The 24268-nt window shown below is 72.1% G+C and carries 21 protein-coding genes; 7 read left to right on the forward strand and 14 right to left on the reverse strand.

The genetic code is table 11. From position 1 onward, the window contains the following. Nucleotides 1-12 precede the first annotated feature (12 nt). From ACFWW9_RS00805 to ACFWW9_RS00820, 4 genes are read right to left on the reverse strand one after another with little or no spacing between them, the layout of a single operon-like run. The gene (locus ACFWW9_RS00805; protein WP_390370285.1) at nt 13-876 is read right to left on the reverse strand and encodes a carbohydrate ABC transporter permease; all 864 of its coding nucleotides are present in this window, start codon (nt 874-876) and stop codon (nt 13-15) included. Beyond that, a complete protein-coding gene (locus ACFWW9_RS00810) occupies nt 873-1829 on the reverse strand; it encodes a carbohydrate ABC transporter permease (RefSeq protein ID WP_390370286.1) in 957 nt (318 codons plus the stop codon). Before ACFWW9_RS00810 ends, ACFWW9_RS00805 begins: the two co-directional genes overlap by 4 nt. After that, nucleotides 1826-3172: an ABC transporter substrate-binding protein gene (locus tag ACFWW9_RS00815; RefSeq protein ID WP_390370287.1), complete on the reverse strand. Its 1347-nt coding sequence runs from the start codon at nt 3170-3172 to the stop codon at nt 1826-1828. The genes ACFWW9_RS00810 and ACFWW9_RS00815 overlap by 4 nt, the downstream gene beginning before the upstream one ends. A gap of 20 nt (nt 3173-3192) precedes the next feature. Next, on the reverse strand, nt 3193-4842 hold the full coding sequence (locus ACFWW9_RS00820; protein ID WP_390370288.1) for a glycoside hydrolase family 13 protein: 1650 nt from the start codon (nt 4840-4842) through the stop codon (nt 3193-3195). 171 nt (nt 4843-5013) lie between these two features. On the opposite strand from ACFWW9_RS00820, the gene ACFWW9_RS00825 reads away from it, so the two are divergent. After that, nucleotides 5014-6036 carry a LacI family DNA-binding transcriptional regulator gene (locus tag ACFWW9_RS00825; RefSeq protein WP_390370289.1) on the forward strand — a complete coding sequence of 341 codons (1023 nt, stop codon included), beginning with the start codon at nt 5014-5016 and terminating at the stop codon, nt 6034-6036. A gap of 46 nt (nt 6037-6082) precedes the next feature. On the opposite strand, the gene ACFWW9_RS00830 is transcribed toward ACFWW9_RS00825, so the two are convergent. From ACFWW9_RS00830 to ACFWW9_RS00850, 5 genes are all read right to left on the reverse strand, one after another. After that, nucleotides 6083-7942 carry an ArnT family glycosyltransferase gene (locus ACFWW9_RS00830; protein ID WP_390370290.1) on the reverse strand — a complete coding sequence of 620 codons (1860 nt, stop codon included), beginning with the start codon at nt 7940-7942 and terminating at the stop codon, nt 6083-6085. Further along, on the reverse strand, nt 7942-9192 hold the full coding sequence (locus tag ACFWW9_RS00835) for a glycosyltransferase (protein ID WP_390370291.1): 1251 nt from the start codon (nt 9190-9192) through the stop codon (nt 7942-7944). Before ACFWW9_RS00835 ends, ACFWW9_RS00830 begins: the two co-directional genes overlap by 1 nt. Before the next feature lie 38 nt (nt 9193-9230). Continuing rightward, nucleotides 9231-11060, reverse strand: a complete 1830-nt coding sequence (locus ACFWW9_RS00840) for an ArnT family glycosyltransferase (RefSeq protein WP_390370292.1) — start codon at nt 11058-11060, stop codon at nt 9231-9233. A gap of 69 nt (nt 11061-11129) precedes the next feature. Further along, a complete protein-coding gene (locus tag ACFWW9_RS00845) occupies nt 11130-12593 on the reverse strand; it encodes a sensor histidine kinase (RefSeq protein ID WP_390370293.1) in 1464 nt (487 codons plus the stop codon). Next, nucleotides 12571-13311 carry a response regulator transcription factor gene (locus ACFWW9_RS00850; RefSeq protein WP_390370294.1) on the reverse strand — a complete coding sequence of 247 codons (741 nt, stop codon included), beginning with the start codon at nt 13309-13311 and terminating at the stop codon, nt 12571-12573. Before ACFWW9_RS00850 ends, ACFWW9_RS00845 begins: the two co-directional genes overlap by 23 nt. A 181-nt stretch (nt 13312-13492) precedes the next feature. Between ACFWW9_RS00850 and ACFWW9_RS00855 the strand changes: the two genes are divergently transcribed. Next, complete coding sequence (locus ACFWW9_RS00855; protein WP_390370295.1) at nt 13493-14179, forward strand: hypothetical protein; 687 nt, start codon at nt 13493-13495, stop codon at nt 14177-14179. Next, the gene (locus ACFWW9_RS00860; RefSeq protein ID WP_390370296.1) at nt 14157-14564 is read left to right on the forward strand and encodes a hypothetical protein; all 408 of its coding nucleotides are present in this window, start codon (nt 14157-14159) and stop codon (nt 14562-14564) included. The genes ACFWW9_RS00855 and ACFWW9_RS00860 overlap by 23 nt, the downstream gene beginning before the upstream one ends. On the opposite strand, the gene ACFWW9_RS00865 is transcribed toward ACFWW9_RS00860, so the two are convergent. Then, complete coding sequence (locus ACFWW9_RS00865; RefSeq protein ID WP_390370297.1) at nt 14549-15388, reverse strand: helix-turn-helix transcriptional regulator; 840 nt, start codon at nt 15386-15388, stop codon at nt 14549-14551. The two genes, ACFWW9_RS00860 and ACFWW9_RS00865, sit on opposite strands and share 16 nt — an antisense overlap. Nucleotides 15389-15489: 101 nt before the next feature. Between ACFWW9_RS00865 and ACFWW9_RS00870 the strand changes: the two genes are divergently transcribed. After that, nucleotides 15490-16251 (forward strand): SDR family oxidoreductase, encoded by a 762-nt coding sequence (locus ACFWW9_RS00870; protein WP_390370298.1) that lies wholly within the window; start codon nt 15490-15492, stop codon nt 16249-16251. On the opposite strand, the gene ACFWW9_RS00875 is transcribed toward ACFWW9_RS00870, so the two are convergent. After that, the gene (locus ACFWW9_RS00875; RefSeq protein WP_390370299.1) at nt 16248-17117 is read right to left on the reverse strand and encodes a tat pathway signal sequence; all 870 of its coding nucleotides are present in this window, start codon (nt 17115-17117) and stop codon (nt 16248-16250) included. The two genes, ACFWW9_RS00870 and ACFWW9_RS00875, sit on opposite strands and share 4 nt — an antisense overlap. A gap of 170 nt (nt 17118-17287) precedes the next feature. Between ACFWW9_RS00875 and ACFWW9_RS00880 the strand changes: the two genes are divergently transcribed. After that, nucleotides 17288-17620 (forward strand): cupin domain-containing protein, encoded by a 333-nt coding sequence (locus ACFWW9_RS00880; protein WP_390370300.1) that lies wholly within the window; start codon nt 17288-17290, stop codon nt 17618-17620. 36 nt (nt 17621-17656) lie between these two features. Further along, nucleotides 17657-19474, forward strand: a complete 1818-nt coding sequence (locus tag ACFWW9_RS00885) for a bifunctional metallophosphatase/5'-nucleotidase (RefSeq protein WP_390370301.1) — start codon at nt 17657-17659, stop codon at nt 19472-19474. 397 nt (nt 19475-19871) lie between these two features. Here ACFWW9_RS00885 and ACFWW9_RS00890 read toward each other — a convergent pair whose 3' ends face one another. Then, nucleotides 19872-20837, reverse strand: a complete 966-nt coding sequence (locus ACFWW9_RS00890; protein WP_390370302.1) for a trypsin-like serine peptidase — start codon at nt 20835-20837, stop codon at nt 19872-19874. A gap of 62 nt (nt 20838-20899) precedes the next feature. Further along, complete coding sequence (locus ACFWW9_RS00895; protein ID WP_390370303.1) at nt 20900-21718, reverse strand: SDR family NAD(P)-dependent oxidoreductase; 819 nt, start codon at nt 21716-21718, stop codon at nt 20900-20902. A gap of 72 nt (nt 21719-21790) precedes the next feature. Between ACFWW9_RS00895 and ACFWW9_RS00900 the strand changes: the two genes are divergently transcribed. Further along, entirely contained in the window at nt 21791-22699 is a 909-nt protein-coding gene (locus ACFWW9_RS00900; RefSeq protein ID WP_390370304.1) for a LysR family transcriptional regulator, read from the forward strand. Here the strand turns inward: ACFWW9_RS00900 and ACFWW9_RS00905 are convergent. Beyond that, complete coding sequence (locus tag ACFWW9_RS00905) at nt 22686-24251, reverse strand: FAD-dependent oxidoreductase (protein WP_390370305.1); 1566 nt, start codon at nt 24249-24251, stop codon at nt 22686-22688. The two genes, ACFWW9_RS00900 and ACFWW9_RS00905, sit on opposite strands and share 14 nt — an antisense overlap. Between the last annotated feature and the right edge of the window lie 17 nt (nt 24252-24268).

The following is a 24268-nucleotide window of genomic DNA, read 5'->3' on the forward strand; positions in this document are numbered from 1 at the left end:
TCCGTTGGGGGCTCAGCCCTTGACCGCGCCGGACAGCGCGCCACCGTTGAGGAAGAGGCGCTGGAAGGCGAGGAACAGGGCGACAGGGATCACCGTGGAGATGGCGAGCGCGGCGAGGAACACGTCGAGCTCGATGAAGCGCTGCAACGCGGGCAGCCGCACCGACAGCGGCTGGACGGCCGGGTCGGGCAGGACGAGCATCGGCCAGAGGAAGTCCTTCCACGCGGCGATGACGGCGAACACCGACACCACCCCGAGGATGGGCCGGGACATCGGCAGCACGACCGACCAGAACAGCCGGAACGGGCCCGCCCCGTCGACCCGCGCGGCCTCGAACACCTCGCGGGGCAGGTTGTCGAAGAACCGCTGGACCAGCAGGATGTTGAACGCGTTCGCGCCCGCCGGGAGCCAGACCGCCCAGAACGTGTTGATCATCGACAGGTCGACCACGGTCAGGTACAGCGGCACCAGCAGCACCACCGACGGCACGAACAGCGTCGCCAGCACCACGCCCGTCAGGACCTTGCGGTAGCGCGGCCGCAGCACGGACAGGGCGAACCCGGCCGTCGTCGCGACGAGCAGCTGCACCAGCCACGCGCCCGCCGCGATGAGGACCGTGTTCAGGAAGTACTTGTCGATCTGCACGCGCGTCCACGCCGTGGCCAGGTTCGCGAAGTCGAACCCGTGCGGCCACAGCGCCAGCGGGTCGCGCAGGGTGTCCTGCGTCGGCGTGATCGCCGACTTCGCCAGCCACAGCACCGGACCCAGGCCCGCGAGGAACAGCAGCACCAGCAGGACGGTGTGCACCACGCGGGCCGTGCCGCGCACCCGGCCGCGCCGCCAGTCGAACGACGAGAGCACTCCGCGGTCGCTCATGACGCGCTCCAGGACCGGGTGAGCCGGAAGTAGACGGCGGACAGGACGCCCAGCACCACGGCGAGCATCAGGCTCAGCGCGGTCGCGGAGCCGTAGTCGCCACCGAGGCTGTTGGCGAAGGCGTAGTTGTAGATCAGCAACAGGATCGTGGTGGTGGAGTTGGCCGGACCGCCTCCGGTGAACAGGAACGGCTCCAGGAACACCTGCGCAGTCCCCACGATCTGGAGGATGAACGTGATCAGCAGGACACCCCGCAGCCGCGGGATCGTCACGTGCCAGACCTTCCCCCACACCGACGCGCCGTCGATCTCGGCGGCCTCGTACAACTCCGGCGGAACACTCGTCAGCGCGGCCAGGTAGATGATCACCGTGCCGCCCGCCGCGGCCCAGGTCGCCTCGATCACCAGCGACACCATGGCCGTGCTCGCGTCCTGCAACCACGGCACCGGCCCGACGCCGACGAGACCCAGCAGCGTGTTGAACACGCCGTGCGGCGAGGCGTCGTAGAAGAACTTCCACAGCAGCACCGCCACCACCGGCGGGATCACCACCGGCAGGTAGGCCAACGTGCTGTAGAGCCCCTTGAACCGCCGCACCTCGCTCATCAGCACCGCCGCCACCAACGGGATCGGGTAGCCCAGCAGCAGGGCCAGGACGGCGAACCACAGGGTGTTCCGCACGGCCGTCCACAGCAGCGGATCGGCCAGCACGGCCCGGAAGTTGTCCAGCCCCACGAACGTCGGCGCGGTGACCAGGTTCGTCTCCTGGAAGCTCATCACCACCGACTGCACGATCGGCGCCCAGGAGAACAGCCCGAACACGACCAGCATCGGCAGCAGGAACACCACCGTGCCCAGGCCACCACCCCGCACCCGCCTGACCCGGCGCTTCACCGGTGCGGGCGGAGGCACGACCGGGGCAGGCCGCCGATCGACCGCCGGCGGCGCGGTCACTTCTTGTCCAGCAGCGCTTGCGCCTGCGTCTGGACTCCGTTCAGCAGGCCGGGGATGTCGGCGCCGCGGTCGGTGAGCACGGACTGCACCACCGGGTCGAGCAGCGCGTACACCTGCTGGGTGGAGCGGGTCGGCTCCGGGACGAGCGGCTGGTCGAACATCTTGTCCGTGTACGGCGTCATCTGCTTGACGGGCACGTTGACGTACTGCGCGATCCACGTCATCCGCTCGTCGAACGCGGCCTTGTCGAACACCGGCAGTTCCGGCGACCCGACGGCCTGCCCCGAGTCCGCGGTGGTCTTCGCGTCCGCCACGGCCGCGTCCTTGGTCGTCAGCTTCTCCAGGTAGTAGAAGTCGATCCACTTCACCGCCGCCGCCTTGACCGGCTCGGGGGCCTTCGCGCTGACGGCCGCGAGCGTGCCGCCGCCGAGCACCCCGGCGTTCGCGCCACCGGTCAGCGGCAGGGCCGCGACGCCGTAGTCCTCGGGCTTCATCGCGTTCTGCGCCTTGAGGGACCCGTAGTTGCCGCCGCCGGAGACGTACATGCCGATCCGGCCCGCGGCGAAGTCCTGGTTGATGGTGCCCCACTCGTACAGGAAGTTCGCGCCCATGCTGTTGTCGTCCCACCGCATGGCCTTCACGGCCTGGAGCGCCTTCACCATCTCGGGACTGTCCACGGTGGACTTGGCGTGGTCGCCGTCGAGCTGCTCGGTCCGGCCGCCGAACGCGTACGCCAGCGTCGTCGCGATCCAGCCGCCGGTGTTGCCGCTGGTCATCATCGCGAACCCGGCCTGCCCGGTCTTCTCCGAGATCCGCTTCGCTTCCGCCCGGATCTCGTCCCACGACGTCGGCGGCTTGTCCGGGTCGAGCCCGGCCTGGGTGAACAGCGTCCGGTTGTAGTGCAACGCCTGCCCGTGCGCGGCGATCGGCACGGCCCACATCTTCCCGTCGTCGGTCGACCCGGCCTTGGCGACCTCCTTCGAGAACTTCCCGGCGTACGGAAGGGCGGCGACCTGCCCGCTGATGTCCGCGATCTGCTTGCGCTCGATCAGCCCCCGCCCGTCGGTGAACGGCACGGTGAACACGTCCGGCAGCGTGCCGCCCGCGAGCTGCGTGGTGAACGTAGTGGCGTCCCACTTGTACTCGCGCGGCACCAGGTCGATCGTCGGGTTCGCCGACTCGAACGCCGCCACACGGGCGTTGAAAGCGTCGATCGCCCCCTGTTCGAGACCGGGGTCGAGCGAGACGTTCACGACGGTCTTCCCGTCGGCGCTCGTCGCGCCACCACCGGAACACGCGGCCAGCACGGCGGTGGCGACCGCCAGAACAGCGATGGACTTCATCGTCCCTCCAAAAGGAGACTTCAGGAACGCAGCCAGACGGCCGTGTCGGTGGGGAGGCGGTCGCCGTCGAGGTCGCCGCTGGCGAGCAGGACGGAGGTGTGCGGGGGGAGCGGGGTCGCGGCCGGGCCCAGGTTCACCAGGCACACGAGGTCGTCGCCGCGCCGGAACGCGAGGACGCCGTCCTCGGACCCCAGCCAGTCGAACGCCTCGACCAGCAGCGCGGGTTCGGCCCGCCGGATCGCGATCATCTTGCGGTACAAAGAGAGCATCGAGGCGGGATCGTCCTCTTGGGACTCCACGGCGAACGCGCCCCAGCCCACGGGCTGCGGCAGCCAGGAACCGCCGTCGCCGAACCCGAACGACTCCCCTTCGGAGGTCCACGGCAGCGGCACGCGGCAGCCGTCGCGGCCGGGGTCGACACCCTCGGACCGGAAGTGCATCGGGTCCTGGAGCGCGCCGAGCGGCAGGTCCTCCACCTCGGGCAGGCCGAGCTCGTCGCCCTGGTACAGGTACAGCGACCCCGGCAGCGCCCCGGTCAACAGCGCCGCGGCGCGCGCTCGGCGTTGACCGGTGGCCGGGTCCGTCGGGATGCCGAACCGCCGTTGCGCGAAGCCGAACGAGCTGTCCTCCCGCCCGTAGCGGGTGACCGGCCGGGTCACGTCGTGGTTCGACAGCGTCCACGTCGGCGCGGCCCCGACCGGCCGGTGGGCCTCCACAGTGGACTGGATGGAGGCGCGGAGCTGCGCCGGGTCCCACGGCCGCATCATGAAGTCGAAGTTGAACGCGGTGTGCATCTCGTCCGGCCGCAGGTAGCGGGCGAACCGGTGCTGGTCCGCCAGCCAGATCTCGCCGACCAGCATCCGCGGCTCGTCGTAGGAGTCCGCGACCGCCCGCCACCCGCGGTAGATGTCGTGCAGCTCGTCCCGGTCGACGAACGGGTGCTCGCCGGGCCGCTGCTCGCCGACCAGCGCGGGGAACGAGGGGTCCTTGACCGGCATCGTGGCCGAGTCGATCCGGATGCCCGCCACCCCGCGGTCGAACCAGAACCGCAGCACGTCCTCGTGCTCGCGCCGCACGTCCGGGTGGTTCCAGTTGAGGTCCGGCTGCTGCGGCGCGAACAGGTGCAGGTACCACTCGCCGGGCGTGCCGTCGGCGTTCGTCGTTCGCGTCCAGGTGCCCCCGGAGAAGCTCGACACCCAGTCCGTCGGCGGCTCCGCACCGTCCGGGCCACCGCCCTCGCGGAACCAGAACCGTTGCCGCTCAGGGGATCCGGGCTCGGCGGCCAGCGCGGCCCGGAACCACTCGTGCTGGTCGGACACGTGGTTGGGCACGATGTCGACGATCGTGCGGATGCCCAGCGCGGCCGCCTCGGCGATCAGCGCCTCGGCCTCCTCCAGGGTGCCGAACGCGGGGTCGATCGCCCGGTAGTCGGCGACGTCGTAGCCGCCGTCGGCCAGCGGGGAGGAGTACCAGGGCGTGAACCAGAGCGCGTCCACGCCGAGGGAGGCGAGGTAGGGCAGCCGGGAGCGGACACCGGCGAGGTCGCCGGTGCCGTCCCCGTTCCCGTCGGCGAAGCTGCGCGGGTACACCTGGTAGATGACGGCGGTGCGCCACCACCCGGCGGACCCGGTGGAAGCGTTGCGGGCAAAGGTCGAGGTGCTGGTGCTCACGAAGCTCCGTCCCAGTCGACTGGTCACTGTGGACGCTCCGGCCGCTCGATCCGCGAACCAGGTTTAGCGCTCCACCTAGTCGGACGGTAGTGTGACCCCCGGCACCCTGTCAACGGTGGGCGCCGACCGGGGGCGTCGTATCCTGGGATGCCGACGAGAGGAGTTCGACAGGTGCGGGTCACCCTGCGGGACATCGCCGACGAGGCGGGCGTGAGCATGATGACCGTGTCGAACGTCGTCAACGGCAACAAGGCCCGCGTCTCGCCGGAGACGATCGAGCGCGTGCGGCGCATCGTCGCCGAACGCGGGTACGTGCCCAGCGCGTCGGCGCGCAGCCTCGCGGCCAAGTCGTCGCGGCTGATCGGGCTGCTGGTCCCGGCGGCCGACGAGGACAGCATGATGATCAGCCCGCACAACGTCGCCATCGCGGGCCAGATCGAGCGGGAGCTGCGCAAGCGCGGCTACCACCTGCTGCTGCGCGGCATCGCCCACCCGGACGAGGTGACCGAGGCGCTCCAGTCGTGGAGCCTGGACGGCGCGGTGCTGCTGGGGTTCCTGGACGAGGAGCTGGACCGGCTGACCAAGGCCACGATCGGCGGGGTCCGCGTCCTCGCCGTCGACAGCTACTCCAAGAACCGGATCACCACGGGCGTCCGCGCGGACGACTTCGCCGGAGCCAAGCTCGCCGCCGAGCACCTGCTCGGCCTCGGCCACCGCCGGATCCTGTTCGCGGGCCCGGCGTTCTCCGACGTCGGCGTGGTGCACCAGCGGTTCGAGGGCTTCCTGGACGCGTTCGCCGACGCGGGCCTGACCTGGGACGACAGCCTCATCGAGACGGTCAACACCACCCACGCGGACGGGCTGGAGGTCGGCCGCCGTCTGCTCGCCGCGCACCCGCGGGCGACGGCCGTGTTCGCGACCGCGGACATCCTCGCCATCGGCATCATGGAGGGGGTCGCGGACAGCGGCGCGACCGTGCCGGACGACCTGTCGGTGATCGGCTTCGACAACCTGGACCTGTGCGCGTACGTCACGCCGAAGCTGACGACGATCGCCCAGGACATCGGCGAGAAGGCGGCCACGGCCGTGCGGATGCTCATCGGCGCGATCGAGACGGGCAAACAACCGCGCAAGGCCGTGACCATCGGCGTCGACCTGGTCGAACGCGCCTCCACCACCCGCCCCCGGACATGAGAACGCGCGCGCGGCCCGTGGCCACGCGCGCGTCCTTCCGGTGGAGCTACTTGCTCAAGTCGTACACCGTCGTGCCGTCGACGTCGACCGCGGTGAAGTTCGCGGCCACCCAGTTCGCGATCTCGGTGCTCCCGCCACCGCCGCCGAACCCGCCACCGCCGCCACCCCGGCCGCCGGGCACGTAGTACCCGATCTTCCCGTCGGCCACGTACTGCTGGAACTCGGCCAGCGTCGGGGCCGGGTCGGACCCGCTCCACCCGCCGATGCCGATCACGGCCTTGCCGGTGGCCAGTTCCAGGCTCGCCGCGCTCTGCGAGCTGACGGTCGCCGCCGCCCACAGGGTGTTCGTGTTCTTCAGCAACGCGGTCACCGCGCTGCTGGTCGTGGCCTCCTCGCCGGGGCCGCCCGCGCCGCCGAACCCGCCGCCGGAGGCGTAGGCCGCGGGACCGGAGACCGGGATGGACCCGCTGTGCGCGGTGGCGGCCGTGGCGACCGAGTACGAGACCGTGCCGAGCAACCCGGCCACCAGCAGCGCCGTGAGCACGGCCTTGCGGGCCTGCGTGACGCCCAGGACGATCGCCGTGGCGACGACCACCGTCACGGCCGCGATGCCCCACCGCACGAACGGCAGCCACTCGGGTACCCGGTTCAGCAGCGCGAAGCTCCAGAACCCGGTGGCCGCGACCATCGCCGCCAACGTGATCCGGGCGGGCGTGTGAGCGCGTCCGCGCCACAGCTCACGGCCGGACACCGCCACCGTGCCGACGATTCCGGGGGCCAGGGCCACGGTGTAGTACGGGTGGATGATGCCGCTCATGAAGCTGAACACCAGCGCCGTGACGACCATCCAGCCGCCCCACAGCAGCAGCGCGGCACGGGTCCGGCTGGTGCGCGGCGAGCGACGGGTGAACCACAGCCCGGCGACCAGGCCGATCAGCGCGGCGGGCAGCAGCCACGACACCTCGCTGCCGAAGCTCGCGCCGAACATCCGGCCGATCCCCGACGCCCCACCGAACCCGGTGTTCCCGCCACCGGCGAGCCCACCGCCTCCGCCACCACCGCCGCCTTGACCGAACAACCGGCCCAGGCCGTTGTAGCCCACGGCCAGCTCCCACAGGCTGTCGTTGGTGGAGCCGCCGATGTAGGGCCGCGAGTCCGCGGGCCACAGCTCCACCAGCACGATGAACCAGCCCGCGGACACGATCATCGCCCCGGCCGCGCCCAGCAGGTGCAGGAACCGCTTGCCCAGCCCGGTGGGGGCCGCGACCAGGTACACCAGCCCCAACGCGGGCAGCACCAGCAGCGCCTGGCCCATCTTCGTCAGGAACGCGAACCCGATCGCCACGCCCGCCAGCGCGATCCACTTGGCGCTCGCGTTCTCGATCGCCCGCACGGTGCAGTACGCGGCGGCGACCATCAGCAGCACCAGCAGCGCGTCCGGCAGGTTGAACCGGAACACCAGCGTGGCCACCGGCGTCAAGGCCAGCGCCGCACCGGCGAGCAGCCCGGCGACCGGCCCGGACGTGCGCTTCACCGTGGCGTACAACAACCCCACGGCCGCGACGCCCTCCAACGCCTGGGGCGCCAGGACCGTCCACGTCGAGAACCCGAAGATCCGGGCGAACAGCCCGCTCACCCACAGGAACGCGGGCGGCTTGTCCACCGTGAGCACGTTGCCGGAGTCGAGCGACCCGAACAGCCACGCCTTCCAGCTCTGCGTAGCCGACTGGGTCGCCGCCGCGTAGAACCCGTTGCCGTAGCCCGAGGCCGACAGGTTCCACAGGAACAGCACGGCGGTCACCGCGAGCAGGGCGAAGAAGGCGGGCCGGACCCACTGGGGATCGCGCTGGGGTTTCGGAACCACAGGGGCGACGGTAGTCGCGCTGGGCGCCAACGTCGTGGTCATCAGTTGCTCTCCAGAGGAGTCGGAACGGGACGGGAGCGGAACACCCAGTTGCGCAGCAGCAGGAAGCGCAGCACGGTGGCGACCAGGTTGGCGCCGACGACGGCGGCGACCTCGGCGACCTGGCCGGGATCGGTGGAGTTGTGCAGCAGGGCCAACGACCCGCTGGTCAGCGCGAGCCCGAGGCCGAACACGATCAGGCCCTCGAACTGGTGCCTGCCCGCGCCGTTCCGGCCTCGGACACCGAAGGTGAAGCGGCGGTTGGCCGCGGTGTTCGCGACGGCGGTGACCAGCAGCGCCACCAGGTTCGCGCCCTGCGCGCCCAGGCCGCCGCGCATCATCAGGAACAGCAGCAGGTACGCGAGCGTGCTGGTGAGCCCGATCGCGCCGAACCGCACGAGCTGCTTCAACAGCCCCGTCGGCACACCGGGCGTCCGGCTCTCCAGCGGTTCACGCCCGAGCTGCTGGCGGAGTTCCGCGATCGGCAGCTTGCCGGTGGCGAGCGCCCGCCCGAGCCGCGCGACGCCCTTGAGGTCCGCCATCGCCGTGGACACGATGTCGACGCGGCTGTCCGGGTCGTCGACCCAGTCCACCGGCACCTCGTGGATCCGCAGGCCCGCGCGTTCGCCCAGCACCAGCAGCTCGGTGTCGAAGAACCACCCGGTGTCCACGACGTGCGGCAGCAGCCGCTTCGCCACGTCCGCCCGGATCGCCTTGAACCCGCACTGCGCGTCGGAGAACCGGGTGGCCAGCGTGCCGCGCAGCAGCAGGTTGTAGCACCGCGAGATGAACTCGCGCTTCGGCCCGCGCACCACCCGCGCGCCGCGGGCCAGCCGACTGCCGATCGCGATGTCGGAGTGCCCGGAGATCAGCGGCGCGATCAACGGCGGCAGCGCGGCCAGGTCCGTCGACAGGTCGACGTCCATGTACGCCAGCACCGGCGCGTCGGACGCGAGCCACACCTGGTGCAGCGCCCGCCCCCGCCCCTTCTCCTCCAGGTGCACCACCACGACCTCGGGCAGCTCGTCCACGAGCGCCTCGGCCACGGCGGCGGTCCCGTCCGTGCTGGCGTTGTCCGCGATCGTGATGCGGAAGGGGTACGGCGAGGTCCGCGCCAGGTCGGCGTGCAGCCTGCGCACGCACGGGCCGAGGTCGACCTCCTCGTTGAACACCGGCACCACCACGTCCAGGACGGGGGTCTTGGTGTTCGTCGCGATGGGAGTCGCACCGGGCCGCAGCGTCGTGAGTGTCATGGCCCCAACCTCGTGCCGCGGGCTGGGCGCTTCGTGTGTCATCCCTGTGCGCCGACTGTGAGGTCGTACACCGCGACGCCGTCCACGGTGGACGCGCTGAAGTTCTGCTGGACCCAGGCCGCGATCTCCTGCGCCGCGTCGCTTCCGGTCGAACCGGACATCCCGGCCCCGCCGAGGAAGTAGTGGATCCGCCCGTCCGCCACGAGCCGCTGGAAGCCCTCCAGCGTGGGAGCGGGGTCGGTGCCGTTGAAGCCGCCGACGGCCATCACCGGCATCCCGCTGCCCAACTGGTACCCGGCCGCGTTGTTCGACCCCACAGCGGCCGCGGCCCACGTCCGGGAACTGTTCCGCAGCAACGACACCAGCTCGGCTCCGGGCGTGGGCGCGTTGAGCAGCCCGCCCATCCCGCCGCCCATCCCGCCGCCACCGCCGCGGAACCCACCGGTCCCCGCGGGCCCGGCCGACGGGATCGCTCCGGAGTGCGGCGTGGCGGCCGTGGCGACCGAGTACGCCCCCGGTCCGAGCAGCGCGGCGACGAGCGCGACCGGCACGAACACCTTGGGACTGAAGAAGAACCCGGCCGCGGCGATGAACCCGAGGATCAGCACGGCGACGGCGAGCGTGCTCGACCACGAGGTCAGCAGCAGGTAGGCCTGCAACGCGGCCAGTGCGACCGCGCCGGACAACCCGGCCAACGCCATCGGATCGGCCCGCTTCCGCCACAAAGCGGCGGCTCCGATCCCGACGACAGCACCGATCGCCGGGGCCAGCGCCACGGTGTAGTAGCCGTGGATGATCCCGTTCATGTAGCTGAAGACGACCGCCGTGACGACCAGCCAGCCACCCCACACGGCCAGCCCCACCCGTGCCGCGCGGTCGCCCGCCCACCAGCCGGCGACCAGCAGCACCGCCGCCGCGGGCAGCAGCCACGCGATCTGGCTCCCCATCTCGCTGCCGAACAGCCGGAACCAGCCCGTGGTGCCCCAGCCGCCGCCCGCGCCGCCGCCGACGCTGCCGACCTCGTCGCCGGTCAGCCGCCCGAACCCGTTGTACCCCAACGTGAGTTCGAGGACGCTGTTCGTCTGCGACCCGCCGATGAACGGGCGCGAGGCCGCCGGGACCAGTTCCACCACGGCGATCCACCAGCCACCCGCGACGACCATCGCCCCGAGCGCGCCGAGCAGGTGCAAAGCCTTGCGCCCCAGCGTGGCGCGGGCGAACACCAGGTAGGCGAGCCCGAACGCGGGCAGCACCAGGAACGCCTGCAACATCTTCGCCAGGAACGCGAACCCGACCGCGGCCCCGGCCAGCGCGAGCCACCTCCAGCTCGCCTTCTCCGTGGCCCGGACCGTGCAGTAGGCCCCGGCCACCAGCAGCAGCACCAGCAGCGCGTCCGGGTTGTCGAACCGGAACATCAGCACGGCGACCGGCGTCAACGCCAGCACCGCGCCCGCGACCAGCCCGGCCACCGCGCCGGACGTCCGCTTCACCGCGGCGTGCAGCAGTCCGACGCTCGCGACCCCCATGAGGGCCTGGGGGACCAGGATGCTCCAGGCGTTGACCCCGAACACCCGCGCCGACAACCCCATGAACCACAGGGCCGCGGGCGTCTTGTCGACCGTGATCGAGTTGGCCGAGTCGGTGGACCCGAAGAACCAGGCCTCCCAGCTCTGCGACCCGGCCTGCGCGGCGGCCGAGTAGTAGGCGTTGGCCCACCCGGAATCACCGAGCCGCCACAGGTAGAGCACCGCGGTGGCGACCAGCAGCCCGACCAGCGCGGGTCTCGTCCACCGGGGCTCACCCGCCACCGGGGGCGGTGGAGCGGTCGGCGCGGTCGAGGCGTGGGCGGGGGAGTCGACAACCGTCATGCACCGAGCGTCACGGCCCCGGCTGGGCGCTCCTTGTGCCTCGCCTGTGCGCCACCTGTGTGGACGTCGTCAGCGCCGCGCGGGCAGCCGGACGGTGAACCGGGTCTTGCCCGGCTCGCTCGCCACGCCCACCGTGCCGCCGTGCGCCTCGACCACGGCCGACACGATCGACAGCCCCAGCCCGGTGCTCCCGGCGGCCCGCGACCGGGAGCCGTCGCCTCGGGCGAACCGCTCGAACACGTCCGGCAGCAGCTCGGCCCAGATCCCCGGCCCGTTGTCCGTCACCGTCAGTTCCACCCCTCTACCAGGGGAAACGGACAGCCCGGTGGTCACGGTCGTCCCCGGCGGCGTGTGCGTGCGGGCGTTGGACAGCAGGTTCGCCAGCACCTGGTGCAGCCGGTCGACATCCCCGACCACCGTCACGGGCTCGGCGGGCAGCTCCAGCTGCCAGTGGTGCCCCTGCGCGGCGATCCGGGCGTCGCTCACGGCGTCCAGCACCAGCCGCGTCAGGTCCACCTCGGCGTCCTCCAGCGGCCGACCCGCGTCCAACCGGGCCAGCAGCAGCAGGTCCTGCACCAGCACCGTCATCCGATCGGCCTCGGACTCCACCCGGCTCATCGCGTGCGCGATCTCCGGCGGCACCTCGGCCCCGGACCGCCGGGTCAGCTCCGCGTAGCCGCGGATGGCCGCCAACGGCGTCCGCAGCTCGTGCGAGGCGTCCGCCACGAACTGCCGGACCCGCGTCTCCGTGGCGTGCCGAGCCGTCAACGCGGCCCCGATGTGGCCGAGCATCCGGTTCAACGCCAACCCGACCTGCCCCACCTCCGTGTGGGGATTCGCGTCCTGTTCCGGCACCCGCACGGCGAGCGCCACTTCCCCTTCGTGCAGCGGCAACTCCGACACCCGAGTCGCGATCCCCGCCACCCGCTGCAACGGGGTCAACGTGCGCCGGACGATGAACGCGCCCACCAGTCCGGCGATCAGCAACCCCGCCAGCGCCACCCCGCCGAGCACGAACCCCAGTTGCAGCACGGTCGCGTTCACCCCGGCCAGCGGCAACCCGGTGATCTGCCGGGACCCGTCGGACATGACGGTCGCGATCAACCGGTAGTCGCCGACGTTGCCCAGCGTCAGGGTGTGCGGCCTGCCGTCGGCGGGCACGGCCGCGAGCTGCGTGCTCGCCGACGCGGGCAGGCTCTCCTCGCTGCCCTGGCCGAGGGGGATCCGCCCGGCGAAGGAGACCGATCCGCCGTTGACGAAGGCGATGAGCGTGCCCGGCCCCTGGCCCGGTCCGCGCAACGGGTTGTTCCGGGCGCCGGGGATGCCGCCCTGCGGCGGCGGCCCGTCGCGGAAGCCCGCCGCGCGCTCGGAGGCGTGGGTCAGCTGGTCGTCGAGCTGCTTCACCTGGAAGTCGCGCAGCGCCAGCATCGTGACGACGCCGATCACCAGGCACACCACCGTGAGCAGCGCCATCTGCTCCGCGATGATCCGCTTGCGCAGCGACCAGGACCTAGGGTGCCGGCTTGAGGACATAGCCCGCGCCCCGCATCGTGTGGATCATCGGCTCGTGGCCCGCGTCGATCTTCTTGCGCAGGTAGGAGATGTACAGCTCGACGATGTTCGCCTGCCCGCCGAAGTCGTAGCTCCACACGCGGTCCAGGATCTGCGCCTTGCTCAGCACCCGCTTCGGGTTGCGCATCAGGTACCGCAGCAGCTCGAACTCCGTCGCCGTCAGGTCGATCGACCGGCCGCCGCGGTGCACCTCGCGGGTGTCCTCGTCCAACCGCAGGTCGCCGACCACCAGCTCCGCGCCCGCCGTCGCCTCGGTCACGCCCGTGCGGCGCATCAGCGCGCGCAGCCGCAGCACGACCTCCTCCAGGCTGAACGGCTTCGTCACGTAGTCGTCGCCACCGGCCGTGAGCCCGGCGATCCGGTCCTCCACGGCGTCCTTGGCGGTCAGGAACAGCACCGGCAGGTTCGGCTGCTCGGCGCGGAGCCGCCGCAGCACCTCCAAGCCGTCGAAGTCGGGCAGCATCACGTCCAGGACGACGGCGTCCGGCCGGAACTCGCGCGCGGTGCGCACGGCCGACGCGCCGTCCAGCGCGGTGCGGACCTCCCAGGTCTCCATCCGCAGCGCCATCGACATCAACTCGGCCAGGGTGGACTCGTCGTCCACCACGAGCACGCGCACCGCCTGCCCGTCCGGGCGGCGGAGTTCGGCGTGCTTCTTGCTGGTGCTCACTGCGCGCATGTCCTCAGGGTGGGCGGGACCCTTGGGCCGGTCCTGTGGGAATCCTGTGTACCACCTGTGAGCAGGACCGGCAGGCCCACAGCGGCGGCCCATCCGGCGCACAGCGCAAACACAGGCCCGCGAGTGACCGTGGTGTCCGCAGCGGGCGAACGTCCGCTGGAGGACCGCAGGAGGAACGACGATGAGCACCGACCAGAACGCGCCGGCGGAGCAGCCGGGTTCGGCCGTGCCACCCCAGACTCCGCAGGCACAGCCTCCGCAGGCGCAGGCCGTGCCACCCCAGGAGCCCGCGTGGGGGGCCGAGCAGCCCCAGGCGTCCAAGGTCTCGTGGTCCGGCCGCAAGACCGTCGCCGCCGTCGCCATCGCCGTGGGCATCGCGGCCGCGGGCGGGACCGCCATCTACGCGGCCAACGGCGCGGTCGGCGCGACCGACATGGGCCCCGGCGGGCGGGGAGGCCCCGGCGGCTACGGCCGCATGGGCGGACCCGGCGGCTTCGGCGGCGGTCAGCTCGGCGGGTTCGGCACCACCCTGCACGGCGAGTTCCAGGTGGGCACCGTGACCGACGTGTCCAGCACGTCCATCGGGGTCAAGAGCACCGACGGCTACACGAAGACCTACACGATCGACAGCAGCACCGTGATCGGCGGCGGCGGTGGCCCCAACAAGCAGACCAAGGGCGACCTCAGCAGCATCGCCACCGGCGACACGGTGACCGTGATCGGCGAGACGACCGACGGCAAGACCACCGCCAAGTCCATCGTCGAGCGCGTGGTGTTCGAACGCGGCCAGCAACCGGGTGGGCAGCAGCCGCAGGGCGTGCCACCGCGCCGTGAGGACCAGGGCAGTGGTCAACCGCCGACCTCTTGACCGGAGCGCCCCCGCCGCGGCGCCCGAACTCGGCAGGCTGATAGCCGTGCTGTTCGCGGCCGGAGCGCCCCTGTGGCGCTCACTGGCCGCGAGCGTGACCGTCGACCGGCCGGTGGTCGTGTGCGACGCGGTGAGCCCCGCGCAGATCGCGGTGCTCACCGCGTCGCCCGACCTCGTGGTCGACGGCCTGGTGCTGGTCGCGCGCGCCCTCGGCGTCCACCGCGTCCACCTGCGCACCCCGTCCGGCATCGGCTCGGTCGCCGTCCGCCGGGCGCTCTCCCGCCGCGGCGACCCCGTGCGGATCGTCGTCGAGCAGCACGAACGGCCCGGCGACGTCGTGCACGAGGCCTCGGACTACGTGCGGCTCGCTCAGCTGGTCACCTGAGCGGGCAGGGGAGCGGGAGCGGTCCAGCTCGCCAGCACGGCGAGCTTGTCCGCCGTCCCCGACCCCGGCACCGGGACGTAGGTCAGCAGGTGCAGGCCGACGTCCTCCGGCAGCGTGAACGTCTGCCAGTCGACCTCCAGCTCGCCCACCAGGTCGTGGTTCATGAGCTTGCGGCCGAACACCTTGTCCTTGACGTCGTGCCGCGCCCAGAGCCGTCGGAACACGTCGTTCTTGATCGACAGCTCGCCGACCAGCGCCGTCAGGCCCGCGTCGTCCGGCCACCGGCCCGCGTTGAGCCGCAGGTAGGCGACCGTCTCGGCGGCCACCCTGTCCCACTCCGGGTAGAACAGGTGCGCGGTCGGGTCCAGGAACGCGTAGCGGGCCATGTTCCGCTCGGCCTCGTGCCGCGCCGAGAACCCGCACAGCGCGTCCGCCAGCCGGTTGTGGGCGAGCACGTCCAAGCGCTTGCCCAGCACCATCGCGGGCACCGAGTCCATCAGGTCGAGCAGCCGCTGGACGGTCGGCGGCACCCGGTTCGGGCCCGCGTCGCCGTCCGAGGGCCGCACCAGGTTCCCCAGGTGCGCGCGCTCGACCTCGGTCAGCCGCAGCGCCCGGCCCACGGCGTCCAGCACCGAGTCGGACACCCCGGCCGTGCGGCCCTGCTCCAGGCGCACGTAGTACTCGACGCTCACCCCGGCGAGGCTCGCGACCTCGTCGCGCCTCAGCCCCGGCACGCGGCGGCGGAGACCGGCGGGCAGGCCGACGTCGTTCGGTTTGATGCGGGCGCGGCGGGAGCGGAGGAACTCCCCGAGTTCGCGGCTCATGTGGACAGTCTGCACCCTCTCGGCTCCTGGATGGTGGTTCTCGCGGTACCACCATTCGGCGGGCCTCCCTCGGGGGCTTCGGAACCGCCAGTTTTGGTGCCATGACCAACTACGACACCCTCACCGACCGGACCGCCGTCGTCACCGGGGCCTCCAGCGGCATCGGCGAGGCCACCGCCCGCGCGCTGGCCGCCGGTGGCGCCAAGGTCGCCCTGTTCGCGCGGCGGGCCGACAAGCTCGCCGACGTGGCCGCCAAGATCGTCGCCGACGGCGGCCGCGCGCTGGCCGTGGAGGTCGACGTGACCTCCCAGGAGTCCGTCGCCGCCGGTGGCGCGGCCGTGCGCGAGGCGTTCGGCCGGGTCGACCTGGTGGTGAACAACGCGGGCGTGATGCTCGCGGCGCCGGTCGAGGACGTCCGCGCCGACCACTGGGCCCGGATGATCGACCTCAACCTCACCGGTGCCCTGCGGGTGATCGGGGAGTTCACCCCGGACCTGCTGGCCGCGGCCGCCGACGGCGGCACGGCCGACCTCGTCGACATCTCCTCGGTCGCCGCGCACGGCCTCTTCCCGAACTACGCCGTCTACTGCGCCACCAAGGCCGCGATCACGCACCTGTCCGCGAACCTGCGCGCCGAGTTCGGGCCGAAGGACGTGCGGGTGACCAACGTCGAGCCCGGCGTCGTGCGGTCGGAGCTGCTCACGCACCTGGACGACGACCAGGCCGCGGGCCTCGCGCCGTGGATCGACTCGGTGGGCTCGCTGGCCGCCGAGGAGCTGGCCGACGTGGTCGCGTACGTGACGAGCAGGCCGCGGCACGTGAACCTGCGGCAGATCGTGGTGCAGCCGACCCGTCAGGTCTAGAAGCGGCCGCCGAACAGCAGTTCGGCGATCCTGGAGTCGGTCTCCCTGCCGTCGTCGTAGCCGCCCTTGCCGTGCAGGTCGTTCATCACGGCGAGGGTGTAGCGCTCGCCGGGGCCGACGAAGCCGACGGTGTTCATCACCCAGCCGGTGTCCTCTTCGGACCAGCCGTCCTTGGTGCCCGGTTTCGCGGCGGGGCCCGCGGCCCAGACGCCCCACTGCTGCTCGGGTCCGACGGACCGCATCTGCTCCAGCAGCGGGGCGCGGTCGGCGTCGGGGACCTTGGTCAGCACGTAGGTCATCAGCCGGTCGAGGTCCTCGGCGGTGCACTTCTGGAAACCCCAGTAGGGGAAGGTCTCGGAGTAGCCCTCCTGCGGGGCGAGCGAGGTGAGGCCGTAGGAGGCGAAGGACTTGTTGAACGCCAGGTGGTCCGGGCCGGAGTAGCGCTTCCACAGCTCGTCGGCCGCGTCGTCGTCCGAGCTGTGGAGCATGGCCGTGATGAGGCCCTTGTCCTCGTCGGTGAGGTCCAGGTCGCCCTCGCGGTCGCGGCGGAGCAGGTCGACGACCATGGCGAGCTTGATCGTCGACGCGGTCCACACGAGGTCGCCGGAGTGGTCGTTGTGCCAGACCGCCCCGGACTCGCGGTCGCGGACGACGATGCCGACGGTGCCGGGCCGGGCCTTCACGTAGTCCTCCACCCGCGCGAACCGGGCCTGGAGGTCGCAGTCGAACCCGGTGTCGGGGCAGGCCGCGGCGGCGGGGGCGGTGCCGGTCACCCCGCCGTTCGTCCGGGGGGCGGCCGACGTCGGGCCGCACGCCGAGAGCGCCAGCACCGCCGCGAACAGGACCGGCAGGGAGCGTCGGGGCATGGCGGCCAGGCTAGCCGTTTCGCCCCGTGGGCCGGTGGGTGCTGTTCCGGGGTGGTGGCATCGTCCTTTTCGTCACTCTCCGCGAACTTCTTTTTCACCCGTCTCAGCGACCCTGAGGAGCACGGTTTTTGTCGGTGGTCGAGGCTTGACTGGACGCATGGGAGACACCGATGAAGCAGCAACGCGAGTTCTACGCCGTGACCGACGTGCCGTGGCGGCCCTCGACACCGGGCGTGGAGGAACGGGTCCTGAGCGCGCAGGACGCGACGATCCTGACCAGGATCGCCCGCTGGGCGCCCGGCACCGACACCTCGGAGGCCGGGGTCATCCGCCACGAGTACGTGGAGGAGGTCTACCTGCTGGAGGGCGACCTCCACGACCTGACCCTCGGGCGGACCTTCACGGCGGGGCAGTACGCGTGCCGCCCGCCGGGGATGCCGCACGGCCCGTACCGCACCGAGACGGGCTGCACGATGCTGGAGGTCCGGCACCCCTCGGCGTGACCCCGACGGTCAACGGTCAAGACGTACGGTGCCCGGATGAGCGAAAATCCGGTTCGGCGTCGCGCCGTGCTCGCGGGCACCGCCGCGGGCGTCCTCGCCGCGGCGGGCTTCCGCCCCGCGGCCGCCCAAGCGGCGTCCAGGGGCGTGACCAGGCCGTTCACCCTGACCGTCATGGGCACGACCGACCTGCACGGCAACGTGTTCAACTGGGACTACTTCGCGAACAAGGAGTTCGACGACTCCGCGCACAACGACATCGGCCTGGCGAAGGTCTCCTCGCTGGTGAACGCCGTGCGCGAGCAGCACGGCGCGCACCGCACGCTGCTGCTGGACGCGGGCGACACGATCCAGGGCACGCCGCTGGCGTACTACTACGCCAAGGTCGAGCCGATCACCCGGCGCAAGGTGCACCCGATGGCGGCGGCGATGAACGCCATCGGGTACGACGCGGCGGCGCTGGGCAACCACGAGTTCAACTACGGCATCCCGCTGCTGCGGACGTTCGAGCAGCAGTTGCGCTTCCCGCTGCTCGGGGCGAACGCGATCGACTCGCGCACCGGGCAGCCCGCGTTCAAGCCGTACGTGGTGAAGACGGTGTGGCGCACCGGCACGGCCCCGTTGCGGGTCGGCATCCTCGGCCTGACCAACCCCGGTATCGCGATCTGGGACAAGGCGAACGTCGAGGGGAAGATGACGTTCCCCGGCTTGGTCGAGCAGGCCAAGGTGTGGGTGCCGAAGATGCGCCGGGCCGGGGTCGACCTGGTGATCGTGTCCGCGCACTCGGGGGCGGACACGTCGTCGTCCTACGGCGACGCCCTGCCGTACCCGGAGAACGCCGCGACCCTGGTCGCCGAGCAGGTGCCGGGCATCGACGCGATCCTTGTGGGGCACGCGCACGTCGAGATCCCGCAGCGCTTGGTGGCGAACAAGACCACCGGCAAGCAGGTCCTCATCACCGAGCCGCTGTTCTGGGGCAAGCGCCTGAGCCTGCTCGACTTCGACCTGGAGTGGGCGCCGCGCGGCGGCTGGACCCTGAAGGCGTCCCGCTCGCAGGTGTTGAACTCGAACACCGTCGCCGAGGACCCGAAGATCGTCAAGCTGCTGACCGCCGACCACGCGAAGGTCGTCACCTACGTCAACTCCAAGGTGGGCACGAACAAGCAGGCGATGTCCGCCGCGACGGCCAGGTACGAGGACGTGGCGGCGCTGGACTTCATCAACCACGTCCAAGCGGCCGAGGTGAAGAAGGCACTCCCCACCAACACCCTGCCGATCCTCGCCCTGGCGGCCCCGTTCAACCGCGCCGCCGCGATCCCCGCGGGCGACGTCTCGATCCGCGACGTGGCAGGCCTCTACATCTTCGACAACACCCTGCTGGCCGTCCGCCTGACCGGCGCCCAGCTCAAGGACTACCTGGAGTTCAGCGCCAGGTACTTCAAGCAGGTCACCACAACGGGCCCGTTCCCGGCCGACTCGGTGACCAACGCCCCCACCCCCACAGCCCCGAACGGCACCCCCGACTACAACTACGACATCGCCGCGGGCCTCGACGCCCCCTTGACCTACGACATCGACATCACCAAGCCGGCAGGCGACCGCATCACCGCCCTCTCCTACGCGGGCACCCCCATCACCCCGACGCAGGAGTTCGCGGTAGCGGTCAACAACTACCGCCAATCCGGCGGCGGCGGCTTCCCCCACATCTCCACCGCCCCAGTCCTGCTCAACCAGCAGCAGGAAATCCGCCAACTGATGATCGACTGGGTCAAGGAAACAGGCGAAATCGACCCAACCCTCTTCGCCCACACCGACTGGCGCCTCACCGCCAACGGCACCCCCGTGGTCATCCAGTAACCACCCCACCAGGCACGACAGCCCACCCACAAGCCCACTCCGGGCTGTCGTGCCTTCGGCTCTTGCTCGCATGGGGCGGTAACCGACCCGGACCCGCATCGGCGACCACGAACCGGATTCGCGACCGCCCTGGGCTTTGGTGCTTCCGGCTCTGGCCGACCAGCGCGTGTCAGCGGCCAGGGGGTGGGGCTCGACAGCCGGGTTGTCGGGCCTTTCTCGGGCCGGGTCCGGGCTGGCGGTGGACCGGGCGTGCGGCTGTTCGCAGGTGGAGTTGCCGCCCTCCCGGTCTTCGGCCCACCGCTTGTCATCGTGTTGGCGCGTGCTGGGCGAGATCCTGCGACAGCAGGGGTTTGAGGCTGCCGCAGGATCTCGCACAGGCCGCCAGGACATCGAGTGGCTATCGGGTGTGGTCGTACAGGGGTTCGGTGATGGCCCTCGTCAGCTGCGGGCCGCCCAGGTGGCGGGTGCAGGTGGGGTCGCCCAGGGGGCATTCCTGGCCGTTGGTGTCGACGGAGTAGCCTTGGGTGTTCACGCCTACCACCGTGCCCAGACCTGTGGTGGTGTCGAAGTTCGTGATGCGGGGGCCGCCGCTGGAGCCGCCGCCCATGTCGCAGGCGACGCCCCACAGGCCGCGCGGTACCGGCCACTCGGTGGTGCCGGTGCGTTCCAGGGCCGGGCCCCAGCACTGGGCCAGGCGTTGGCCGGTGAATTCCGGCCTGCCCTGGTGGCCTGGTTGGCGGGCGCTGCGGGGGTAGCCGAACTCGCGTACCTCCTGAGCGCCTGGGGCGTCGAAGGCGATGTGGTGGCTCGCGCCTACCGCGTCCACGGCGGTGCGGCCGTCGGTTGCGGGGTTCAGGAGGAGGAAGGCTTGGTCGTACTCGTCGAGTTCGTCGTTCGCGATCCAATGCGCGTCGACGATCGCGGAGTGGACCGTGTAGCTCCCGTACGGTGATTCGCCGTCGCGGAAGCCCGGCACGAAAAGGAGGTTCGTCGACCACTGCGGGTCTTCGCGGATGAGGTCGAACGTGTGCAGGCAGTGGCCTGCCGTGATCACCGAACCGCCGTCCACCAGCGTTCCCGTGCAACTCGCGTCCTCGCCGCGCTCGGTGAAGAACAACCGGCCCACCGTCCCGACCACGCCACCGCCGCTGCCGTCCGGCCCGTCCACCGGGGCCTGGCCGGGTGGTGGCGTGGACGGTGCCGATGGCAGCTCGGCGATGCGCGACGGCGTCCAGTAGTCGAGGACCGCCTGCTGGTCGGCGGGGGTGACGGCGATGGGCTGGACGACCGCGTTGTCACTGGCGTGCGCGGGAGCGGTGGAGGTGAGGAGCAGGGCGGCTACGAGCATTCCGATCTTCTGCATGCCCGCAGCCTGGCCGGACCGGATGAGGAACCTGTGTGGATCCCGTGGTCGATCCGTGGCGTTCACGCAGCGGGCACTCCTCGCCACGGGAGCACCTGGCCGGAGCGGACCAGTTCGCCGTGCCAGCTCGGGTCCGGCGGGGTGGTGAAGGCCAGGGTGAGCAGGTCGTCCGCGGCCTCGGCGGGCGTGCGGGCGCGGGTGAAGTCGGTGAACCACGGGCGCGACGTGGGGGTGTCGACCAGGCCGGGGCAGACGGCGGCGATCAAGGTGTCGGGTGGCGAGGTGGCGGCGAACGCCCGGACGGCGGCCACCTGGGCCACCTTGGACGGGATGTTGATCCACCGCGGCCATCCCCGCTCCTCCGCCGTGCCGTCGCGGAGGGCTGCGCGCCAGGAGGCCACGGCCTCCTCGACGGCGTCCAGGGAGACGTTGTCGAACAGCGGCCGGAGGTGCGGGGGCAGGTGGTCGAGGGTGCCCAGGGAACTGGCGACGACCAGGAGCCTGCCGCCGGGGCGCAGGAGCGGGCCGAAGGCGCGGAGCACCGCGTGGGTGCCGCCGTTGGAGACGGCGATGGACTCGTCCGCCAGTTCGGCCTGCGTGTCCGGCGTCATCCTGGTGACCGCGTTGGAGAACACGATGTCGGCGGCGAAGGCGAAGGCGAAGGCGGCGACGGCGTCGGGGTCGGCGACGTCGAGGACGCGGCCCTCCACGCGGGCACGGGCGTTCGGGTTGGCGGCCGCCCGCGCCGCGGCGTCGGCGACGCGGGAGGGCGAGCGGCCGGTGAGCAGGACGAGGTCGTCCGGCGAAAGGCGAGCGGCCAGCCCCTCGACGAGGGCGAAACCGATGCCCTGGTTGGCTCCGGTGACCAGTGCGGTTCTCATGTACACCAACGCTAGGAGCGCACCGGCCATGCGTCCAACGAGAGTTGGGCATGTCTGGTATGCGTGTACGTCATGGATTTCACCGACGTCTCGCTGGTCGCTCTGCGGGTGTTCCAGGAGGTCGCCGAGCGCGGCACGCTCACCGCTGCCGCCGCCGCGCTCGGATACACGCAGTCGGCCGTGTCGCGGCAGATCGCGACGCTGGAACGGGCCGCGGGCGCGTCGCTGCTGGAACGCCGCCGCGACGGGGTGCGGCTGACGGCGGCCGGGCGGGTCGTGCTGCGCCGGGCGGTGGTGGTGCTGGAGCAGATCGACGCCACCGGGCGGGAGCTGGCCGGGTTGCCCGCCGACGCGGGCACGGTGCGGCTCGGGTGGTTCGCCAGCGCGGGCGGGATCGTGGTGCCCCAGGCGATCGCCGCGTTGCGGCGCACTCATCCGGGGATCACCGTCGTGAGCCGGGAGGCGAGCACGCCGGTGCTGGTGCGGGCGTTGCGCGCGGGCACGCTCGACGTGGCGGTGATCGCGTCCGCCCCGCCGTTCCGGCCGCCGGACGCGGAGTCGCCGCCGCTGGAGGTGCGGACGTTGGGCGAGCGCGAGCTGAGGGTCGCCGTGCCCGCGTCGCACCCGTTGGCGGACCGGGAGGTCGTGGACGTCGCCGACCTGCGCGGGCAGCGGTGGATCGCCGGGCAGGCCGGCGGCGACGACCGGCTGATGGGCGTGTGGCCGGGGCTGGACGAGCGGTCGCACGTCGCCCACGTGGCCCGCGACTGGCTGGCCAAGCTGCACCTGGTCGCGGCCGGGTGCGGGCTGACGACGCTGCCGTCGTCGCTGCTGCCCGCCGTGCCGCCGGGCGTCCGGGCGCTGCGGGTCCGGGACTCCGGCGAGCGGCGGCGCATCCTGGTGGCGTGGCCGCCGCGTCCGCTGTCCGACGCGGCGGCCCGGCTGGTCGACGCGCTGCGGGCGGCCGTCAGCGACGTCTGACGGCGACGACCGTGTCGGCGACGGTGGCCGTCTCGCCGTTCGGGCCGGTGGCCTGGCGCGTGGGCGAGTGCAGCCGTTCGACCCGCCACAGCTCCGGGTCCAGGTCGAGGGTGGCGAACAGCTCCTCGGGGCTGGGGAAGACGCCGTTCTGGTTCCACGACCACGGGGCCGCGGAGCCGTGGTCGACGAGCAGGAACAGCCCGCCGGACGTCACGGCGGCCGCGGCGGTGCGGAGCACCTCGGTGCGCGGGAAGTCCACCGGTGACTGGAAGTACTGCGCGGACACCAGGTCGAACGTGCCCTCCGGGAAGGTCTCGGCCAGGTCGTGCCGCTGGAAGTCGACCACGAGGCCCGCGTCGGCCGTGTGCGCCTCGGCGCGCTTGAGCGCGGTGCCCGACACGTCCACGGCGGTGACCCGCCACCCCCGCCCCGCGAGCCAGAGAGCGTCGCCGCCCTCGCCGCAGCCCAGGTCCAGCGCCCTGCCCGGCGGCAGCGGCTCGGCCACGTCCACCAGCACGGGGTTGGCCCGGCCGCTCCACACCCGGTTGTTCGACCCGTAGCGGGCCTCCCAGAACTCCTCGCTGGTCGGAGCCGCTTCGGCCCGCAGGGCGGCGACCGCGGCGGCGGTGTCCTCGGTGATCAGGTCGGAGTTGACGGCCGCGCCGGTCAGCACGCCCGCCGCGGCGGCGGCCACGACCTGGGCGCGCGGGTCGGCGGCGTTGCCCGCCACGAAGACGCCGGGGATCTCCGTCGCGCCGGAGGCGTCCGCCGGGATGTGCTGCCCGAAGACGTGCCCCGCCATCTCCCAGTCCACGGCCTTGAGCCCCAGCGCCTCGACCACCCCGGCGTTCGCCCTCACCTGCGACGCGACGACGAGGACCTGCCGGGCGACGACCTCGCCGGAGGCCAGGCGCACGCCGGTGAGCCGGTCGTCGACGACCTCCAGCCCGGCGACCTCCCCCTCCACGACGGTGATGCCGCGCGCCGCGAGCTGCTCGGCCTGCTCGGCGGACAGCGGGGCGGACGTGTGCCGGAAGACCACGACGTCCGCGCTGAGCTGGCGGAACAGGTGCGCGCTGTGCACGGCCAGCGGGCCGGTGGCGAGGACGCCGATGGCCTGGTCCCGCACCTCCCAGCCGTGGCAGTAGGGGCAGTGCACGACGTCGCGGCCCCACCGCTCGGCCACGCCCTCGACGTCCGGCAGTTCATCGACCAGACCGGTGGCGACCAGCAGCCGCCGGGCCCGGACGACGTCGCCGGAGTCCAGGGTGGCCGCGAACACGCCGTCGTCGTCGCGGACGGCGGTCGTGACCGTCCCGCGCACGAACCGCGCGCCGTACCCCTCGGCCTCGGCGCGGCCGATCTCCACCAGCTCCGCGGGGCTGATCCCGTCACGGGTCAGGAAGCCGTGCACCCCCGACGCGCGGGCGTTGCGGGGCTCCCCGGCGTCGACGACGGTGACCGAGCGGCGCGCCCGGCCCAGGGTCACGGCGGCGCTCAGCCCGGCGGCTCCGCCGCCGATGACGAGCACGTCGATCACGTTGTTGTCCATGTCCGCACTCTGCGCCC

Origin of the sequence: Umezawaea sp. NPDC059074 (genome assembly GCF_042738955.1) — a bacterium.
Taxonomy (GTDB): Bacteria; Actinomycetota; Actinomycetes; order Mycobacteriales; family Pseudonocardiaceae; genus Umezawaea.

Bases quoted from the DNA above. Each gene is read 5' to 3' on its own strand.
- ACFWW9_RS00855 (WP_390370295.1), top strand. From the start codon at position 13,493: ATGAGCACCGACCAGAACGCGCCGGCGGAGCAGCCGGGTTCGGCCGTG.
- ACFWW9_RS00880 (WP_390370300.1), top strand. From the start codon at position 17,288: ATGAAGCAGCAACGCGAGTTCTACGCCGTGACCGACGTGCCGTGGCGG.
- ACFWW9_RS00840 (WP_390370292.1), bottom strand. From the start codon at position 11,060: ATGACGGTTGTCGACTCCCCCGCCCACGCCTCGACCGCGCCGACCGCT.
- ACFWW9_RS00900 (WP_390370304.1), top strand. From the start codon at position 21,791: ATGGATTTCACCGACGTCTCGCTGGTCGCTCTGCGGGTGTTCCAGGAG.
- ACFWW9_RS00865 (WP_390370297.1), bottom strand. From the start codon at position 15,388: ATGAGCCGCGAACTCGGGGAGTTCCTCCGCTCCCGCCGCGCCCGCATC.
- ACFWW9_RS00835 (WP_390370291.1), bottom strand. From the start codon at position 9,192: ATGACACTCACGACGCTGCGGCCCGGTGCGACTCCCATCGCGACGAAC.
- ACFWW9_RS00870 (WP_390370298.1), top strand. From the start codon at position 15,490: ATGACCAACTACGACACCCTCACCGACCGGACCGCCGTCGTCACCGGG.
- ACFWW9_RS00815 (WP_390370287.1), bottom strand. From the start codon at position 3,172: ATGAAGTCCATCGCTGTTCTGGCGGTCGCCACCGCCGTGCTGGCCGCG.
- ACFWW9_RS00890 (WP_390370302.1), bottom strand. From the start codon at position 20,837: ATGCAGAAGATCGGAATGCTCGTAGCCGCCCTGCTCCTCACCTCCACC.
- ACFWW9_RS00895 (WP_390370303.1), bottom strand. From the start codon at position 21,718: ATGAGAACCGCACTGGTCACCGGAGCCAACCAGGGCATCGGTTTCGCC.
- ACFWW9_RS00885 (WP_390370301.1), top strand. From the start codon at position 17,657: ATGAGCGAAAATCCGGTTCGGCGTCGCGCCGTGCTCGCGGGCACCGCC.
- ACFWW9_RS00905 (WP_390370305.1), bottom strand. From the start codon at position 24,251: ATGGACAACAACGTGATCGACGTGCTCGTCATCGGCGGCGGAGCCGCC.
- ACFWW9_RS00845 (WP_390370293.1), bottom strand. From the start codon at position 12,593: ATGTCCTCAAGCCGGCACCCTAGGTCCTGGTCGCTGCGCAAGCGGATC.
- ACFWW9_RS00805 (WP_390370285.1), bottom strand. From the start codon at position 876: ATGAGCGACCGCGGAGTGCTCTCGTCGTTCGACTGGCGGCGCGGCCGG.
- ACFWW9_RS00830 (WP_390370290.1), bottom strand. From the start codon at position 7,942: ATGACCACGACGTTGGCGCCCAGCGCGACTACCGTCGCCCCTGTGGTT.
- ACFWW9_RS00875 (WP_390370299.1), bottom strand. From the start codon at position 17,117: ATGCCCCGACGCTCCCTGCCGGTCCTGTTCGCGGCGGTGCTGGCGCTC.
- ACFWW9_RS00850 (WP_390370294.1), bottom strand. From the start codon at position 13,311: ATGCGCGCAGTGAGCACCAGCAAGAAGCACGCCGAACTCCGCCGCCCG.